At 31.2% G+C, this 17,110-nt stretch carries 13 protein-coding genes; 3 read left to right on the top strand and 10 right to left on the bottom strand.

Annotated elements, in window-relative coordinates:
- Window positions 1-105 precede the first annotated feature (105 nt).
- Window positions 106-2,127 (top strand): hypothetical protein, encoded by a 2,022-nt coding sequence (locus tag Q0X14_RS04375; protein WP_297842950.1) that lies wholly within the window; start codon window positions 106-108, stop codon window positions 2,125-2,127.
- A gap of 13 nt (window positions 2,128-2,140) precedes the next feature.
- Window positions 2,141-5,371, top strand: a complete 3,231-nt coding sequence (locus tag Q0X14_RS04380; RefSeq protein ID WP_297842953.1) for a T9SS type A sorting domain-containing protein — start codon at window positions 2,141-2,143, stop codon at window positions 5,369-5,371.
- Between the two features lie 130 nt (window positions 5,372-5,501).
- Here the strand turns inward: Q0X14_RS04380 and hpnE are convergent, their stop codons facing one another.
- Genes hpnE through hpnC form a run of 3 tightly spaced genes read right to left on the bottom strand, consistent with a single transcriptional unit; the run spans window position 5,502 to window position 8,466 of the window.
- Window positions 5,502-6,785 carry a hydroxysqualene dehydroxylase HpnE gene (hpnE, locus tag Q0X14_RS04385; protein WP_297842956.1) on the bottom strand — a complete coding sequence of 428 codons (1,284 nt, stop codon included), beginning with the start codon at window positions 6,783-6,785 and terminating at the stop codon, window positions 5,502-5,504.
- Window positions 6,785-7,627, bottom strand: coding sequence for a presqualene diphosphate synthase HpnD (gene hpnD / locus Q0X14_RS04390; protein ID WP_297842961.1), 843 nt, complete (start codon window positions 7,625-7,627; stop codon window positions 6,785-6,787). The genes hpnE and hpnD overlap by 1 nt, the downstream gene beginning before the upstream one ends.
- Window positions 7,627-8,466 (bottom strand): squalene synthase HpnC, encoded by an 840-nt coding sequence (gene hpnC, locus Q0X14_RS04395; RefSeq protein ID WP_297842964.1) that lies wholly within the window; start codon window positions 8,464-8,466, stop codon window positions 7,627-7,629. Before hpnC ends, hpnD begins: the two co-directional genes overlap by 1 nt.
- A 197-nt stretch (window positions 8,467-8,663) precedes the next feature.
- Here hpnC and Q0X14_RS04400 point away from each other — a divergent pair, with 197 nt between their 5' ends.
- Complete coding sequence (locus Q0X14_RS04400) at window positions 8,664-9,056, top strand: STAS domain-containing protein (protein WP_297842967.1); 393 nt, start codon at window positions 8,664-8,666, stop codon at window positions 9,054-9,056.
- Window positions 9,057-9,176: 120 nt separating this feature from the next.
- Here the strand turns inward: Q0X14_RS04400 and Q0X14_RS04405 are convergent, their stop codons facing one another.
- From Q0X14_RS04405 to Q0X14_RS04435, 7 genes are all read right to left on the bottom strand, one after another.
- Window positions 9,177-10,247 (bottom strand): T9SS type A sorting domain-containing protein, encoded by a 1,071-nt coding sequence (locus Q0X14_RS04405; protein WP_297842970.1) that lies wholly within the window; start codon window positions 10,245-10,247, stop codon window positions 9,177-9,179.
- Between the two features lie 67 nt (window positions 10,248-10,314).
- The gene (locus Q0X14_RS04410) at window positions 10,315-10,959 is read right to left on the bottom strand and encodes a WG repeat-containing protein (RefSeq protein WP_297842973.1); all 645 of its coding nucleotides are present in this window, start codon (window positions 10,957-10,959) and stop codon (window positions 10,315-10,317) included.
- 28 nt (window positions 10,960-10,987) lie between these two features.
- Window positions 10,988-12,256, bottom strand: coding sequence for a hypothetical protein (locus Q0X14_RS04415; RefSeq protein WP_297842977.1), 1,269 nt, complete (start codon window positions 12,254-12,256; stop codon window positions 10,988-10,990).
- A 193-nt stretch (window positions 12,257-12,449) separates the two neighbouring features.
- Window positions 12,450-13,211: a phage Gp37/Gp68 family protein gene (locus Q0X14_RS04420; RefSeq protein ID WP_297842980.1), complete on the bottom strand. Its 762-nt coding sequence runs from the start codon at window positions 13,209-13,211 to the stop codon at window positions 12,450-12,452.
- A gap of 39 nt (window positions 13,212-13,250) precedes the next feature.
- A complete protein-coding gene (locus tag Q0X14_RS04425) occupies window positions 13,251-13,757 on the bottom strand; it encodes a DUF4411 family protein (RefSeq protein WP_297842982.1) in 507 nt (168 codons plus the stop codon).
- A complete protein-coding gene (locus Q0X14_RS04430; protein WP_297842985.1) occupies window positions 13,757-14,890 on the bottom strand; it encodes an ImmA/IrrE family metallo-endopeptidase in 1,134 nt (377 codons plus the stop codon). Before Q0X14_RS04430 ends, Q0X14_RS04425 begins: the two co-directional genes overlap by 1 nt.
- 225 nt (window positions 14,891-15,115) lie before the next feature.
- Window positions 15,116-17,110 carry a UvrD-helicase domain-containing protein gene (locus Q0X14_RS04435; RefSeq protein ID WP_297842989.1) on the bottom strand — a complete coding sequence of 665 codons (1,995 nt, stop codon included), beginning with the start codon at window positions 17,108-17,110 and terminating at the stop codon, window positions 15,116-15,118.

The raw sequence follows: 17,110 nt of genomic DNA on the forward strand, positions 1-17,110 counted from the left end.
TATACATTTCAATCACTTTTTACACCTCTGGATTTGTTTAAACTGTTATAGTTTTTACTTAAAAATAATTTTTCTATTTTTAATAAAATCAAAGGGAACATAATTATGAAAAACATAAATCATTTATTAATAATATTAATCTTTATTTTTTTAAAAGGTTGTAGTCAGAGCAGCTCTATCCCGGATGGAAGTGCCAATCAAAATTCTGATGAAAACTTGTATTTAATTACGCAAAATGGCAATTTATCAGAACTATCTGAGGATGTTATTGACACAGAGTACGATACATTTTTTTTTGTTGGTGAAGAAAGAAGGGCTATTTACATTGGTGGAAAATTGCCCACACAAAATCAAAACAATTATAATGTTGTATGGCTTGAGAGTAATTCAGATTGGCCCACAGAAAGAATTGTAAATAACATTAATGATTCTCAAATCCAAACCATTAATGGGGAAAATTTCTATAGCGTCCAATTTTTACTTCAACCATCAGTAGGGAATCATAATGTTAATCTGAATGTTGGGAATTTATCCGGCACTAATTTGATTTCTTATGCCAATAAAAGCATAAGTTTACAGGTAAGCGGGGATCTTTATTCAAGAGACTGGGGACTTAGAGTTTATCAACAACAAAACTACAATGCTTTGGATAATGTAAGAAATGATATAGTAAGAGCATTTGGGGAAATGAATGTTTACTTTGGTTACAATGGTAATAATATAATTAACGTTAATAATAATCTTCCCAACCAAACTTTTAATTACGATTTTTCTAATATCCTGCCAATAAATGAAGATCCTGGGGTTATTTATGCTTTTAGCCGCATTTATGGTGAAATTCCAATTGATCAGGCGTTGATGAGTTTTTGGAATGAGCATCCAAATGAAGGATTACTATTTTTTGTTCAGAACTATAATCCGATAAATGCACAACCGTTAAATTACATATTCGGTTACACTAGACGAATATATTTCAATGGAGATAGAATACTATCTCCGATTTCATTTATCTTTGTTCAAAGAATAAGAGACATAGTAGCCAATAATTGGGAAGATGAGGAGATTTCGACTACAACAATCCATGAATTAGGACATTTATGGTGTGCTGACATTACAAATGAAGTACATACCTCTTGGCACAATGGAAATAATAGAAATATGTGCTCCTTAAATTACTTTGATTACAATTCAGACGGCGAACCACAAGGAGATGGAGACCGAATATTAACTCTGAGAGGGTTTTGCGAAGGTCACCTACAACGAGGTATGAATATCTCCTGGCGCTTAAGGCAATATAGTCCTTATGGTGAAAATACAACACCACTAAAACATATCTTATTTGCGCTAAATAATGAACAGAGTATTTACAGAAGCGATTCAATTAAAATTGAACTGATGTTATCTAAAAATGAATTTTTTCAAGGTGAATCAATAAATATTCTTTGTTCAGTTTTCAATCAATCAGCTATGTCTGTTTATATCGGAGGATACGAACATCATTTACTAAACCTTAATACCGGAAAACTTTATAATTCAAGAGAAAACTATAGTCGAAGATCTCAAACTGGTATTCCTGCTTTTAGTATTGAAAAATCAATAATAGATCCTCATGACTGGTTAATGTCAGATGAATATATTGGTAATCCATTCCCTTCTGGTACATATGAATATTGGTTGACTGAAATCATTAATGATCGTAAAATAGTTTCTAATAAAGTAAGATTTACAATTTTAGAACCCCCGGATTCTGTAAAGCCACAGTTGAATGAATTAATATACCTCTCAAATAAATCAACACCACTTGATGAAGCAAAATCGCTTTATGAAAAGTATAAAAACTCTTTTTATAGCGAGAGAGCTCTAAAAAAACTTCTTAGTTATCCGAATCTGGAAACAACTTTAAAACTTAAACTAACCAAACAATATATAATTAGCTATCCCAACAGCTCAAAGGCTGTATATTTATTCCTAAACCTTTTGGGAAATCATCTTGAAAATAGGATTTTGCTCGAAGAAATAATCGAAAATTTGAAACGTAATCAACCAGATTGTTATCTTCTTGAAGTATTGAGAAGTTGGCCTGATAATTTAGATACTAAAAAACAAATCCGGCATTTACTTTATTGAGAGGGTGAGTATAATGAAAACAACAATTATAATATTTTTAATTTCTGTGTTTTTTATGCCAAACACAATCATTTCTCAAATAAATAGCGGCAAGCTAATTAAGTTGGAGTATGATAAAGATTTTATTTACCACACAATAAGTGAACTAAATAATGCAATCATTGAAGATGATATTGATAAGATAAATAAAATTTTAGATGATAATTACCATATGGAAGAAAATCATTTTCAAAATCCTTTTGATTTGTTAGATATCCAACCTATTAATATTATAAAAGAATCTTCTAATGCAAGAGTTATCTGTATTATAAAATTCAGAAATAATAATTTAATTGATAAATTTATTTTAGATACAATTTATTTAGAAAAAAATAGGAATCAATGGAAAATAACCGAACTTGGTACTCTAGAAGGAAAAGTTAAAAACCTATATAATAATAAGTTTATTCCAAAAAGCAAGATAAAGTCAATAAATGTAATAGAACCTATAATAAGTTATAATACCGGAATTTTAGAAGCTCATTATCTTTCCCCTGAAATTATGGAAATAAATGGAAATATTACTCAAAATTATACTACAAAACTATTGTTCGGATTATATTCTAAAATAGATATTGCGCTTTATGCTACTGAATCTAACAATACTACAAATTATGCTATTTTTAATTTGGATGATAAATGGAAAAGAGTACTTTTCTCTAAGTTAGGTAGTGATGAAATAAAATGTTATAGCTGTGCCCAAAATGAAGTTAAATTTTTTGACCCAGTTGCAATTGATGTTAATGAATTTGGGGAGGTTTTTATTTTGGATAGATATACCAAACAAATTCATAAATTTATATATAATATAAATGCTAATTCTTTAATGTATCAAGGGCTTTTAGATATTCCGGTTCAATTATTAAGATATCCTGAAGATTTAGATTATTCGAGTAATGAAACAGCAGACTATCCACAAGATGATTTTATTTTGGTTACAGATAGACTAAGAAAATCAATTCTAAAATTTTCACGAGAAGGAATATTAATTAAGGAATACACTACTTATATTTATAATGGTACGGTATACAATATTGATTGGCCAACTAGGATCTCCTCAAATTGGTCAACTCAATTTATTGATAAAGGATCTAATTATATAATCTCTTGTGAAATTCTCCCATCCACAATCGTATGTTACAACATCTCCAAATTACCATACATTTATAATCCAACAGATATTGCGCTGGACGCAAGCTATAACATTCTAGTAACAGATGAAAGTGGTTTAGTACACAAATTTAGTTTTTATGGTGAATATATTTGCTCTTATAAAATTGCAGACTTCCCGTTTCATTCAACCCAAAGAATAGGTAATACATTATTAACAAACCCAAATTTTGGAATACTAACACATTTTGTAAATGATCTTTGGACACAAAGTAAAGGTTCAAAAAGAATATTGCCTGGTGCAGATGCCATCGAGTTAGAAATTACTGATAATGGAAGTTATTATAGGGCAAAGTGTAAATTCACTGATAAATGTTATTATAAATTTGAAATAATTAAAATGGCGGATGGTTCTGTATTATACACTAAAAACTCAAGTACTAATATTGGTGGTGAAATTAATCAAATTTTAATTCCAACAAATCAATTTTCAGCAGGCACATACATTTTTAGAGTCTCTTTTTTGCCTTTTTATAATTCTTCTTACGGAAATTATTCGGTCGATTGGAAAATTAAAGAACTTCTATTTACCCCATTGATAGCCCCGGTGATCTCCAACTTCACACAATCGCCCAATCCAATATGTAAAGGTACAACAGGATATGTTTATGTTAATCTTTCTCAAGGTAATGGTAATTTAACTTATAACTGGTTTTCATATAATGCTCCTTCGGGTGTAACAGTCAACTTTAGTCCAAATTCAAACAGATGTACAATTACTTACAGCAGCGCAGATGCAGTTGCTCTTGGAGCTGAAGGACCTACCTGGGATTTTGGTTGTACGGTAAGCAATTCAGTAGGTGAAAGCACTATGCGTTATACTCCTATACTCAGTGATTGTAATGGTTGTCCAACTCTTTCATTTGAACAGAATGGAATGCTCTTCGATGAAAATCCTCTTCTTATTACATCACTAAGAAACCCTGGTAAAGATGTAATAGACTATTATCTTATCAATACTCCGATAACACCCGTAAATAATAAGATAAAACTTACAGTTCACGAGCCACAGACAGAGCATAGCTGGTTTGATCAGATATCTCTGATTGAAGCAACAGCAAACCAGGGAGAGAATATAGTTGTAAATGAACAAGGACAGGTAATAAACTACAGTTCAACAATACCACTGAGGATAATGCTCAATGGTCAAACAGATATAACTTCCGCACTTGGGAATATGGACTCGGTAACAGTTCAGCTAAATGTTGGAGATGTTATAACAATCACCCGGTTTACAGAAGGAGTTGAAGCAGATGGTGATGTAGTGCTTGGAGGAGTAGAGCCACCACCACCTCAGAAAAGGTTAAGTGCATTGCGGATGAATCTTAGAAAAGAAATAACGAATGAACAGGGAGAGCAAATAACAGAGGTAATTCCGATAACAGAATTCTTCCTGCGACCAAATAAAAGTATAATAAGCAAGAGAATAACTAATCTGCCATCAGGAGTAATAGAGTTGCAAGTTAATAAACCGCTTGAGCTGGATTACTTTGCATTTGTGATAAATCTACAGACAGTAAAAACCAAAACTCTTTCGTTAAGCAGTGCAGTGCACTCAGTAAACGGAGAAATAAAAGGAAAACTAATAAGTTTAGACGGTAATTACGGGGAGCTAAGTCCAACAGAGCGAATAGATCTGACATTCAATACAACTACAACAACAGGAAACAGAGCATATATCCTAAAGACAGCAGGAAGATATGTGACAGATAGTTTGTACTTGAAAGGAATAAATAAACCAATGACCACCGAGAGTTCTAAAGAAATACCAACGGAATATAAACTATTTGATAACTACCCGAACCCTTTCAATCCTACAACAGTAATCCGTTGGCAGTCACCAGTAGGCAGTCATACAACATTAAAAGTTTACGATATATTAGGCAACGAAGCAGCAACCTTAGTTGATGAGTACAGAGAAGCGGGAAGATATAAAGTTGAGTTTGATGCAAGCAAACTTGCAAGTGGAGTTTATATTTATAAGTTAACTGCCGGTTCGTTTACATCAAGTAAGAAGATGATGGTGATAAAATAAATACCTCATCCCTAAATCCCTTCTCCAAAGGAGAAGGGACTTTTTTATAATTCAAAAGTCAAAAGAGCGGATAAATTATCCGCTCTTTTTTTGCTAAGTTTATAAAAACTTCCAGTTAAACAAGTGAACATTAATTATTGAAAACAATCTTCTCCGCGGCAATTCTTCCGCTTCTTACTGCACTTTCAATTGTAGCAGGAAGTTTTGTATCAACCCAATCTCCTGCAATGAAAAGATTTTTAACTTTTGTTTCTGTTGAAGGTCTGTGTTTCAAAGTAAAATCATCAGGAATAAATGTAGCTCTTTTCTCCTTAATTATTTTGTATAAAAGAATATCATCATCAGAAATTGCAATAAATTTTTTAAGCTCCGTGAAAACCAAATTAAAAATTTCTTCATTATTCATCTGCATAAACTTATCTGCATTGCTGATTACAATATTCCAATGAGTTTTCTTGTTAAAAAACCAATGTAACTCCGAATCAATAAAAGCATAAAAATCTTCACTGAGGAAATTTTGCTTTAGCCATAAATGGATATTCAAAATTGATGAGTAATGAAATTCGGGTTGCTTATCAAAAAACTTTTTATCAATAAATTTTTCCAACGCAAAATAAGGAACAGCGGAAATTACAAAATCAAAATCTTCATAAATATTCTTATCTGTAATTACTTTATTAATCTTCACATCTTCAATCTCAACTCCGATAACTTTCTCTGACAATCTTACTTCCCCGCCCTTTTTCTTTATTAATTCAATTGAAGGTTCAGAGAATACTTTTGTCAAAGGCAAAGTAGGAAGGATAATTGAAGAAGATGTATTGTCTTTCCAGAAAATTTCTTTAAGAATATCACAAAAAATTTTTGCTGAAGCTTTTTCGGTTGATGTATTTAATGCTCCAATTGAAATTATTTCCCAGAAAATCTTTATTGAGTTATCCGATTGTTTTTCTTTTTTCAACCATTCAATGACACTTAATCCGGAAAGTTTATCGGAATCAATAAAATTAATTTTTGTGAAAAGTTTTATCAGCAAGAACTTTTCTCGAACATTTAATCTCTTAAATGAAAATAAAGCATAAAGTAAATTAAACGGGAAAGGAAATTGGGCTGCTTTTAGTTTAAATGAGTTGCCTTTGTGAGACAAATAATTTACTTCAAGATTTTTCTGGATTTTCAAATACTTGTAAGCATCAATTAATCGCAGAAAGTTAAGCGTATCGGCATAACAACCCATCAGGATATGCTGACCATTATCAATTTCGGTATTGGTTGTTTCATCTACAAAAGAATAAACTCTTCCGCCTGCTTTTGGAGATGCTTCAAGAAGTGTAACCTGAAATTTATTTTGGGAAAGATAAACTGCGGATGAAAGTCCTGCTAATCCACCACCAATTACTAAAACTCTTTTCATCAATAAACTAACTGATACTTTGCCCAAACACCTAAAGCAATTCCGACTTTTTCTATTTTTTTAACTTTTATTTCGTTATTTAAAACATCGTAATCAGTTTGGATTATTCTTTCGAGCATTCTGTAATAGATATGTTGCATAGCCCTTGCGGCAAACATTGTTTTTTTATCATCAAGGTCAAGAGACTGAGTTGCTTTCTCAAAATAATTTTTCGCACGCTCAACTTCATACTTCATTAACTGCTTAAAATTTTCGTCTGATATTTTTTGATAAAGTTGAGTTTCGCTGTAATTAAATTTTTCTAAGTCCTCCTGGGGTAAATAGATTCTTCCCTGCTCGGCATCTTTACCAAGATCACGAAGGATATTAGTCAACTGTAAAGCAATACCAAGATTAACAGCAAAATCTTTTGTTGAAGGATTTTTATATCCAAATATTTCTATACACATAAGCCCGACCGTGGAAGCAACACGGTAACAATAAACAAGCAAATCATCAAAATTCTTATAACGATTTTTCTGCAAGTCCATTTCCATTCCTTTAATCAGTTCAAAAAATGGATCAAGCGGAATATTGAAGTTTGAAATTGTTTTGCCAAGCTTGTTCAATAAAGGATATTCACTTCTGCCTGCAAAAGCTTTTTCAAACTCAATTCGCCATCTTCTTAACTTTTCATATTTAACATCATCAGGAACGGAAATATCATCAACTATATCATCAGTTTTTCTGCAGAAAGCATAAACAGTATTCATTGCATCTCTTTGCTTTTCAGGCAAAAGATTAAAAGCATAGTAAAAACTGCTTTTGCTTTCCCTGGATATTTGTTTTGCTGAATCGTTCATTAATAAAAAATACTTTTTAATAGTATCGTAATAAAATCTCTTTTGTTAATCTTTAGTCTTTTACCAAAAATCTGATATTTATTTTTTTCAATCTTTGATAGAATTCTTTCCCCACCAGCAACTGTCCATTTAATTTCAACTTTTAGTCTTCCCTTCAGAAATGGGAACAATCTCTTGCCTTCGGAAAAAAGGTTTTTTGTTCTTTCTATATTGTATTTCAACAGTGCTGAAAAATTAGGATTATTTTCTTTCATCTCAAACATATTTTCATCAACATTAAAATGATTCATTTCCTCCTGCGGTAAATATATTCTGCCTTTCTCATAATCAATTTCCACATCCTGAAAGAAATTGGTCAATTGTAGCGCAGTACAAATTTTATCAGAATACAGATAAGCTTTTTCATCTCTTATATCAAAGATGTCAAGGACTATTCTGCCAACGGGATTTGCAGATCTTTTGCAGTAATCCATAACTTCATCAAAATTCTTGTATCTGTTTTTTATCACATCCTGCTTAAAAGCTGAAATCAGATCTGTGAAATACTCGGGACTAAGTTTATTTCTTACAATAACATCAGACAAAATCCTAAACTCTTCATTGACAAATTTATTATTAAGAGCATCCTGGAAATTCTTTTCAAAGTTATTTAATGCAGATATTCGTTCACTTGCAGATATTTGACCTTCATCCGCCAAATCATCAGCTGTTCTGGCAAACCAATAAACAATTGCTATATCACGCCTTTTCCCTTTTGGAATCAGAAAAGAAGCTACGGGAAAGTTTTCATAATGGGTTTTTGACAATGAAATCGCAGCTTTTAATGTTGAATCGGGCATAAAACGCATTTTTTGTTGGTTCAATTTAGTAAATAAAAAGAAATCAATTATCAAAGTGAGCCAAACGGCATAAAAATTATTTCTAATTATGCGATAATTCAATTGGAATAATTATTGGAGATACAGATATGAACTTAAATTTATTTGAAAGTAAAATTTTTAATGTACAGGGGATTCAAGAAATAACGAGGGTCAAAATGGAAGATTTCGAAAAACTGGTAATCAAAGATATAATCATTGAGAAAGTAAACCTCACAAGAGCAACTTATAAAGAAGCAAGTGAGTTAAAAAAAATTCTTGATGATGATATTGAAAAGAAATTCAGAAAATTAATTGTTGATTTAAGCCAATGTGAATTCATTGATTCAACCTTTTTAGGTGTGCTTGTATTATCACTTAAAAAAATATCAATGATCAGTGGTGAAATCAGACTTGTTAAACCAAAATCAGTTGTGAGAGCATTGATGGAAAAATCAGGAACACTGAATATTTTCAATGCTTATGATACACTTGATGAAGCGGTTGAAAGTTTTGAATTCACTCACGCTTCAAATTACTATACAAGAGAAGGACTTTCAGCACAAGCTTAATAATTTTATTGTTCATGGCACCCCCTAAAACACTTCCTTTAACGCTGGGAAGTGTTTTTTATTTTAAATATTTATTTCTCTTAAATGCTTCAGAGCAGATCTAATCTAAACCGGATTTTTCTATTTCATCAAAATCATCTTGCGAGTTGCAGAATAATTACCAGCTGTAAGTTTATAAAAGTAAAGTCCGCTTGCAAGATTGCTTGCATAAAATTCAACTTTAAATCTTCCGGCTTCTCTGTATTCATCCACTAAAGTTGCTACTTCATTGCCTAGGACATCATAAATCTTAAGTGTTTGATGACTGCCAACTGGTGACTGCCAACTGATTACTGTCGTTGGATTAAATGGGTTGGGATAATTTTGTTCCAAGCTAAATTCATCTGGCGCAAAAACTTCTGCTTCAACAATGTTAGAAAAACTGAAACTTCCGTCATAATCTATTTGCTTTAATCTGTAACTATACTTACCGGGTTCCAGATTCTGATCAACAAATTCGTAACTATTCATTTCAGTGCTTGTTCCATTACCCCTAACAAAACCCAACGAAATCCAATCTATAAAGCCCTCTTCTTTGGTTGGAGTTTGAGTGAGGCACTTTTCAATTTCAAAACCTTTATTATTTATCTCACTTGCAGTTACCCACTTAAGCTCTATATCATTTCCTATTACTGAAGCACTAAAAGAAACTAATTCAACAGGAATGACAGAAGCAAGTTTAATCAACCATACATCGTGCAAGCCCGCACCAAATGAAAGAGTATGACCTGTAATAACAAAACTTCCATCAGAAGTCTCAATAAGATAATTACCAACATCAGATTGAGCCCCACCCAAAGTTTTACTCCACAATTGATTCCCAAGTTCGTTAGTCTTAACAATCCATAAATCGTCGCCACCCGCTCCGTATGAAAGTGTGTACCCTGTAACTACAAATCCTCCGTCTGAACTTTGAATAACTGAGTTACCGTAATCTCTTCCACTTCCACCAAATGTATTTTGCCATTGAGCGTTTCCAAGAGAATCAGTTTTAATTAATAGCAGGTCATCTAATCCTGCACCCGAAGAAGCAGTATATCCTGTCAAAATATAACCTCCATCGCTGGTTTGTTTCACAGATAAACCTCTGTCAACATCAGTCCCACCAAAGAACTTATTCCAGACCATATTTCCGGCTGCATCTGTTTTCACCAGCCACACATTTCCAACTGCGCCTGGTCCGTATGAAAATGTCCAACCCGTAATAATATAACCACCATCAGATGTTTTGCTTATTGATTACTCCCCTTTGACCATTTTTCTCAACAATTGCTAAATCTCCCTGAAAATTTTCAGCATCGTCATATTCAGCGGTGATTACTTCCTTACCAGCTTTATTAATAAAACCCCACTTTTTGTCTTTTTGAAATCTGGCCATTCCGCTATTAAAATTACTTAGAAAATCATATTTGGCTGGAACAATAGCGTTTCCTTTATCGTTAATTAATCCATATTTCTTGCCTTCCGTAACTATAATTAAGCCAGATTCATCCGCTGGTTTAAACCAATTATACTTTTTACTAATGCTAGGCATTTCTTTGCCAAATTTATCAAAAATTGAATAATTATCTCTTTTATATGCAAGAATCATTTCTCCACAAATTTCTATTATTGTGTAATTTGGTGGGACAATAATGTTTCCTTTATCATTTATCACACCCCACAAATCATCAATTTTCACACCGGCAAGTTTGCCTTCGAAAAAACTAACCTCGTCATACTTGGGCTCTATTACAATTTTTTTATTGTAAGTACAGAAACCAAATTTTTCTCCCTTTCTGTATGGAATTAGTTCCATTTTACCTTGGGGGTAAGAGTTGAAGAAGAAAATTGAAACTAAAAATGATAAAATTAGCTTTTTCATTTTTCTCACAATAATTTGTTAATGAATTTTAGTACTTTATACATCCTGTTCCACCGCAAACTTTGCAAGCGGTACCGTAATATACTATCTGATAACCTGTCCCGTTACATTTCCAACAAGTCTTGGGTGATGAAAAATATAAAGTATTCTGATAACCATCTATTTTAGAATAATTATAACCATTATTACCTCTACCATTACATTCTGAACAAGGTTCTCTTTGTGCAATCTGTTCTCCGCTGCCAAAACCAAAACACGCATAGCATTTCTCCTTGCAATCAGATTGTGAACTTGAACTTCGATTACTGTTATAATAATTCTTAAATTCTTCTTGATATTTTCTTGATAATTCCTCATTTCTTCTACGCAATTCCTCGTGATCAGTCTCCTTAAATTTCTTCAAAATTGCTAATACTCTCTGATATTCCTTTTCCTGGTTAATTTTATCGATGACATTTGTAAAATTAAACTCCTTGAGATATGCCATATAATTTTTCCCATAATTATCAGATTTCTCAACATCCATTCCAGCTTTAATACATTGAAATAATATCTTTGTTGGCGAGATGCAATATGTTCGTTCTTCTGTTCTATTTGCAGAAGAGCCATATATAGGGCTACTGGTATAATAACAAATTAAAGGGTTGCTGAAAAAATAACATACAGCATTTTGGCCGTGTATGTTTAATGAATTAGGATTGATGTTGAATCTTCGACAAATATATCCTAAAAATTGTTCTTTATTATCGTTAACCCAATAGCCTTCACTTAGCTTGGAAAAAGTTGCGATATGAAGTAATGTGTTACCTTCTTTATCATACCAAGGTTTACCTCCGTAAACATTCTCCCAGATATAAGAAATATTAGCAGTGTCTTTTTCAGAAATTGCAGATAGAATTGCAAGTTGCATTAAATCAACACTGTCAACGTTGGGGGGAGCATAACAAAATTCTATTGATTTTTCGTTGAAAATTATTTTCCCATTTTTTACTGGAAATTTAACACCAGGATTGGCTCCATACTTCAATAATAACTGAGCTGGCTTTATTTTTCGATTAAAAACAGCAAATTGTAATGCTGTATATCCCCCCTCAGGATGTCTAAAATCGATTGGGAATTTTTTCTCAAACTTTAAAAATTCCTCTAACTTGTAGAGATCATCAGGATCGTCTCGACCAGCATAAAAGAATAATTCATGAGATAACTTCTCAATTTGTTTTTTCGTGTACTTCTGACTGAAAGTGGAAGGACTTATGAATAAAAGTATGATAAAAAAAATGAAAAATTTTTTTAACATTTTTTGCTCCAAAATAATTTTTAATTAAAGATAATTATTAGAAATTAAATTTTCAAAAGAAAATTCGCAGAGAATTAGACTCATTTTAGACTTACAATTAAAAATATAAAATGATGAATATCTAAATGTGAGAATAGAAACAGAGTGCTAGGAATAAATGAATAAATAGAATTTATTGATGAAATTTAACAGCTTAGCTTGATGTAAAAAATTTATTAAAAGGGAAATTAATTGATGGAAATTCATTCCAAACTCTACCTTTAAATTTTCTTCCATTCACTTTTTTATTTCTCTTTACCTCGTCTGCTCCCCAGGTTCCCCATTGCTTAAAGAAAAATGCAACTCCCTGCTCTTTACATTGATTAAAAATTTCTTCAACCCATTCTTTTTTTATTGGCCTTGCTCTTGTTCCAGATTCTCCTCCAACTATTGCCCAATGAATACCTGTTAAATCCAAATTACCAACTGCACCAATAAGTGGCTCAAAAGAAATAAATCTTACTCGAGCATTTATTTTTCTGAGTGTATCTATTCTTTCTTTGAATGTTGAATTTTCTACGCTTACACCAAGCCAGACATTTGATGGCGCTTTCTTATCTGAAAAATATTCAAGCATAATTTTATCACGTTTAGTGAGAATTTGGTAGATATGCTGAGGAGTTTTTCTCATTACATCAAATATCATATCGAGATATTCAAACGGCATTTCTTCATGGAATAGATCGCTCATTGAGTTAACAAAAAACTTTGTCGGCTTTTTAATTCTTAATGGTTCCTCAAGCCGGTGAGGTAAAATCTTAAAGGTAAAGCCATCTCTGTAATCTTCAATCCCCATTGCTTTAAGTCTTTTTGCAAACACTTCTGCATAGCAAAACTTACAACCGGCTGAAACCTTATCGCATCCAATTGATGGATTCCAAACTTTTTCTGTCCATTCGATTTTAGTGGTTTTCATTTTTAAGAGGGAAGAAAATTATAAGAATTATTATTTCAATTAAAAAGTTTCACCTAATAATCTGAACATTTCAATGATGTTCTTGTATTGAATACTAAATGCATCGCAGACTTCCGGGATTTTAATTTTATTTTTTCTATTAGGTTCACTTTTTTCTTGTGTAACTATCTGACAATTGTCATTAAAAGAAATTGCATAAGCAACTATCCAGCTGTCAGCATTTTCATATCTTAAAAAATCATCTATTGCTTTTTGAACATAATGTTTTGATTTAGAATTAGCCCATTGAACAACTTTTTGATATTCAGATATTATTTGCGGTGTTTCAGTTGACTTGAAAAATTCCTCTGGTATATTTTGTACAATCCATTTTTTAAGTTCATCATCATTCTTAAAAATCTCTTCTCTTACTTTATCTATGCTGATTATTTTATTCTCGAGACACAATTTTTTTATTTTTTGCCAGAAAGTAGTAGCTACATCTAAAGGATATGTGATTCTGTGGGATTGAATAAAACAATTTGTGTCTAATATAAAAACTGACATTAGTAAAGGTGCTCCTTCATAAATTTATTGTAGGTATCACCTTTTAAACCTGTTAACTGATATGCTTCTCGCAGTAATAATTTGTTTGTTAGTACGGCTTGATTTACATAACTCAGGAACCGAGTACTCAGTCGTTTACGTTGAGTTTTATAGAAATCACCACCGCCTTCTTTTTCCCCTTTCTTTTGAATATCGCGACTTATGTATTCATCATAAAATTCAAAGAATTCGTTTCGAGTTATCTTTCCAAGATCTAGCAACCTACGTGCAATAACTATTTGGCTAACTTTAAATCTTCTGGCAATATTTTCAATATCAAGTACATCTGTTAAAATTTCAGTCAGCTCTTTTTGGGGGACTAAAAATTCAGCTGCTATTTTATCGCATAAAATTTCTGTTGGATTATCAGCCGGAAGAAGATGTCTAAAATCAAAACCTGCGCTTTCACCAAGCCAGATATGAGCCAGCTCGTGTGCAAGTGTAAATATTTGTGCAGATTTGCTATCAGCAGAATTAACAAATAAAAATGGTGCATACTCATCAATTAAAACAAAACCACGACAATCATCTACTTTTATTTTTCTTCGTGTATTATTACCAACTATACCACTAGAATTTATTATTATCCCAGCTTCTTCAATTTTATCAGTCAAATAATTTATTGCTTCTTCCCAGGTAGATAATTCTTTTGCCCAGCTTTCTTTAATATTTAGTGTGTTTCTTATATCTGCAACAACTTCGTCAATCTGAAATCTTTTATTTCTGAATTTCCCAACAAAGTTTATTCTGTCATAATCATTTTCTTTTAGATAATTAGATAACCATTCTTGCCTTTGCTGTACAATTAATATCGCATCAAAAACATTGATTGGGATTTTTTCCTTATTTGCTCTGTTTGTTCTAAAAAACGGAATAGGCAGTTTTTCTTCCGGTGGTTTTTCTAAAAACAAATATCCGAATGGTAAATAAACTTTTTGTGCAAAAATTTGTAGCTGTTTAAATGTTGGACTTTTTTTACCTTCAAGCCAGGAAATAAAAGGAGGAATTTTTTTACTAACCTCATCAACACTTAAACCGGATCTTTCAATAGCCCATAAAAGTATGTCGTTATTTATTTTTATCTCTGGTTTCATATTTCAAATATATAAGATTTTCTAATCGAATTCATAACTTCATTAGTATCTGCATTTCTATCTCACTTCCCTCCTTCTATTATTTCTATTTCTTCCGGAGTTAATTCGTAAAGCTGGTAAACTAAATTGTCTATTTCTTTTTCATACGCAATTTTATCTACTATAAGGTTTTGTAAGGAGCTTTACAAAAGTTTTTTACTTTTTCTAGTTTCTATTAAAGAATATTTATGTATTTGAGTTATTTTCTGTTAAATCAATTTTTTCAAAGGTATTAGCATCAAACTCTTTACTTGAAGCTGTTTTTTTTTCAATAGCAATACATAATAAATGAGTTGGTCTTGAAAAAGCTACATGCGCAATTTTTAAACCATATGGTTTTATTTTCGAGTTGTTCTGAATTGGATTACCAATAAGTTCATCAATAAAATATTTAATGCTATTATCACGATATTTTGTATCTAAATATAATGTTGCAGTATGTGTTTCTCCTTTTACGCCATGAACAGTGTCTATATCAATACTGATTGATTTTCCATCCACCTGAGTCCTAAAAGTATTATTACTATCAACTTGATCTTTTGAAAAATCTTTTAACTCAGCTTTTCCCAAGTAACTTTTACCATAATCATTTAAGTTAAGTTTTAAAGTATTAATAATACAATTAACTAACATTGAAGAAATTTTATTAAAAAATTCATCTGATAATTTAAACTTTTGCAATATTCTATAACACTGGTAAACCTTAAATTGAAATTTTATTAAGATTTTTTCGTCGATTGCTTTTATATAATCAATAAATGATGTTCTTGAATATCTTTTATTGTTTTTATCTTTTACATCAGAAAGATATAATGCTTCCACAACACAGTTATAAAATCTCTCTGTAAAAGTTTTTAAACTTTCATTTTTTGATAAATGCAACATATTATAAAAATTAGGAAAATATACTTTCTTTCTTGTACTACTTTTTTTATAAAAATCTGGAAAATAGGATTGAATAGATAAACCATTATTCTTTGGCTTACCCACCCATCCTACTGCTTTAATTGGATTTCCTGTTAGTTGTGAAATTTCATATAGAGATTTTTGTTCGTTATTAAACTTTGCAGTCAAGTTAATAACAAGTTTGGCGAATTCTTCTATAACTTTATCTTTAGTATTATCATCAAATAATATTATTACTGGCTTTAAACAAACATTATTATTGCCAATTAAAGTATTGTATGGTTTCACTGCAACATTTTTGATTACATCTGCAATGGGTTGGGAAACTCTTTTTGAGTCAGTTAAACACAAGACATCATATCTATTATCTTCTGGGTTCCAGCAGCTTTGCTCCTCATTATAATTCATTATAGATTGATTAACATCTCCAATCCATTGAATAACGACATTTTCATTAAAACATTTTCCGATAATTTTTTTTTGAATTTCAGAAGTATCTTGCGCTTCATCAATGAAAACATATTTAAATCTTGACGAGAAGTAATTTTTTAAAATTGGGTATTTGCATAAATAACAATTAGCAAAATTATAAGCATCTTCGAAAGATAGTATTTTATCTTCCTTCCATATTTTTAACTTTAATTTTATGGCAGCTTGTTTTATTTGCTCTTTCTCTTTATTAGACCAATCATTTAGGCTATTTGGTTTTTTAAATGTTATTTCTTTTCTTGTAACAGAATTGATTATAGTATTTTGATGAATTGTGTAATTCCCAAATAAATCATAAGCATAATGATAAGAACGAAGTTTATTAAATATATTTTGATCAATATTAGGCAAATTATATGTAGTTTCCATTCTTCTTCTTTGAAGATTTGTGTCAATATAATATGGTTTATAGTGAAAGAATGATAGATAAGCAGGAATTGCCAAAAATCTATCTACAAATGATTGAATAGTTCCAAAAAAGTTAGGATGTGTAAAAAGTTTATCAGCTTTATTACCCAGTTGTTTTTTAATTATATCTATAGCAATATTGGTGTGAGTTAAAACGCAGATACCTTTATTGTTTTCAAAAGGCATTTTTTCAGAAAGCAAGTATATTTTAGCAAGGAGTGCAGTTGTTTTACCGCTACCTGGACAAGCCTGTAAATGAATACTTTTATCTATACATTTTATAAAATTATAACGTTCATTTTTAGCGTCTTTGAATGAACCCCCATTAGGGAAAAATATTTTTTCAACTCTTTTTATATCATCATCTGTTATGTTCAT

This window comes from Ignavibacterium sp., assembly GCF_025998815.1.
GTDB lineage: Bacteria > Bacteroidota > Ignavibacteria > Ignavibacteriales > Ignavibacteriaceae > Ignavibacterium.

Bases quoted from the DNA above. Each gene is read 5' to 3' on its own strand.
- Q0X14_RS04420 (WP_297842980.1), bottom strand. From the start codon at position 13,211: ATGAAAACCACTAAAATCGAATGGACAGAAAAAGTTTGGAATCCATCA.
- hpnE (WP_297842956.1), bottom strand. From the start codon at position 6,785: ATGAAAAGAGTTTTAGTAATTGGTGGTGGATTAGCAGGACTTTCATCC.
- Q0X14_RS04415 (WP_297842977.1), bottom strand. From the start codon at position 12,256: ATGTTAAAAAAATTTTTCATTTTTTTTATCATACTTTTATTCATAAGT.
- Q0X14_RS04375 (WP_297842950.1), top strand. From the start codon at position 106: ATGAAAAACATAAATCATTTATTAATAATATTAATCTTTATTTTTTTA.
- Q0X14_RS04430 (WP_297842985.1), bottom strand. From the start codon at position 14,890: ATGAAACCAGAGATAAAAATAAATAACGACATACTTTTATGGGCTATT.
- Q0X14_RS04435 (WP_297842989.1), bottom strand. From the start codon at position 17,110: ATGAACATAACAGATGATGATATAAAAAGAGTTGAAAAAATATTTTTC.
- Q0X14_RS04425 (WP_297842982.1), bottom strand. From the start codon at position 13,757: ATGTCAGTTTTTATATTAGACACAAATTGTTTTATTCAATCCCACAGA.
- hpnC (WP_297842964.1), bottom strand. From the start codon at position 8,466: ATGCCCGATTCAACATTAAAAGCTGCGATTTCATTGTCAAAAACCCAT.
- Q0X14_RS04380 (WP_297842953.1), top strand. From the start codon at position 2,141: ATGAAAACAACAATTATAATATTTTTAATTTCTGTGTTTTTTATGCCA.
- Q0X14_RS04400 (WP_297842967.1), top strand. From the start codon at position 8,664: ATGGAAGATTTCGAAAAACTGGTAATCAAAGATATAATCATTGAGAAA.
- Q0X14_RS04410 (WP_297842973.1), bottom strand. From the start codon at position 10,959: ATGAAAAAGCTAATTTTATCATTTTTAGTTTCAATTTTCTTCTTCAAC.
- hpnD (WP_297842961.1), bottom strand. From the start codon at position 7,627: ATGAACGATTCAGCAAAACAAATATCCAGGGAAAGCAAAAGCAGTTTT.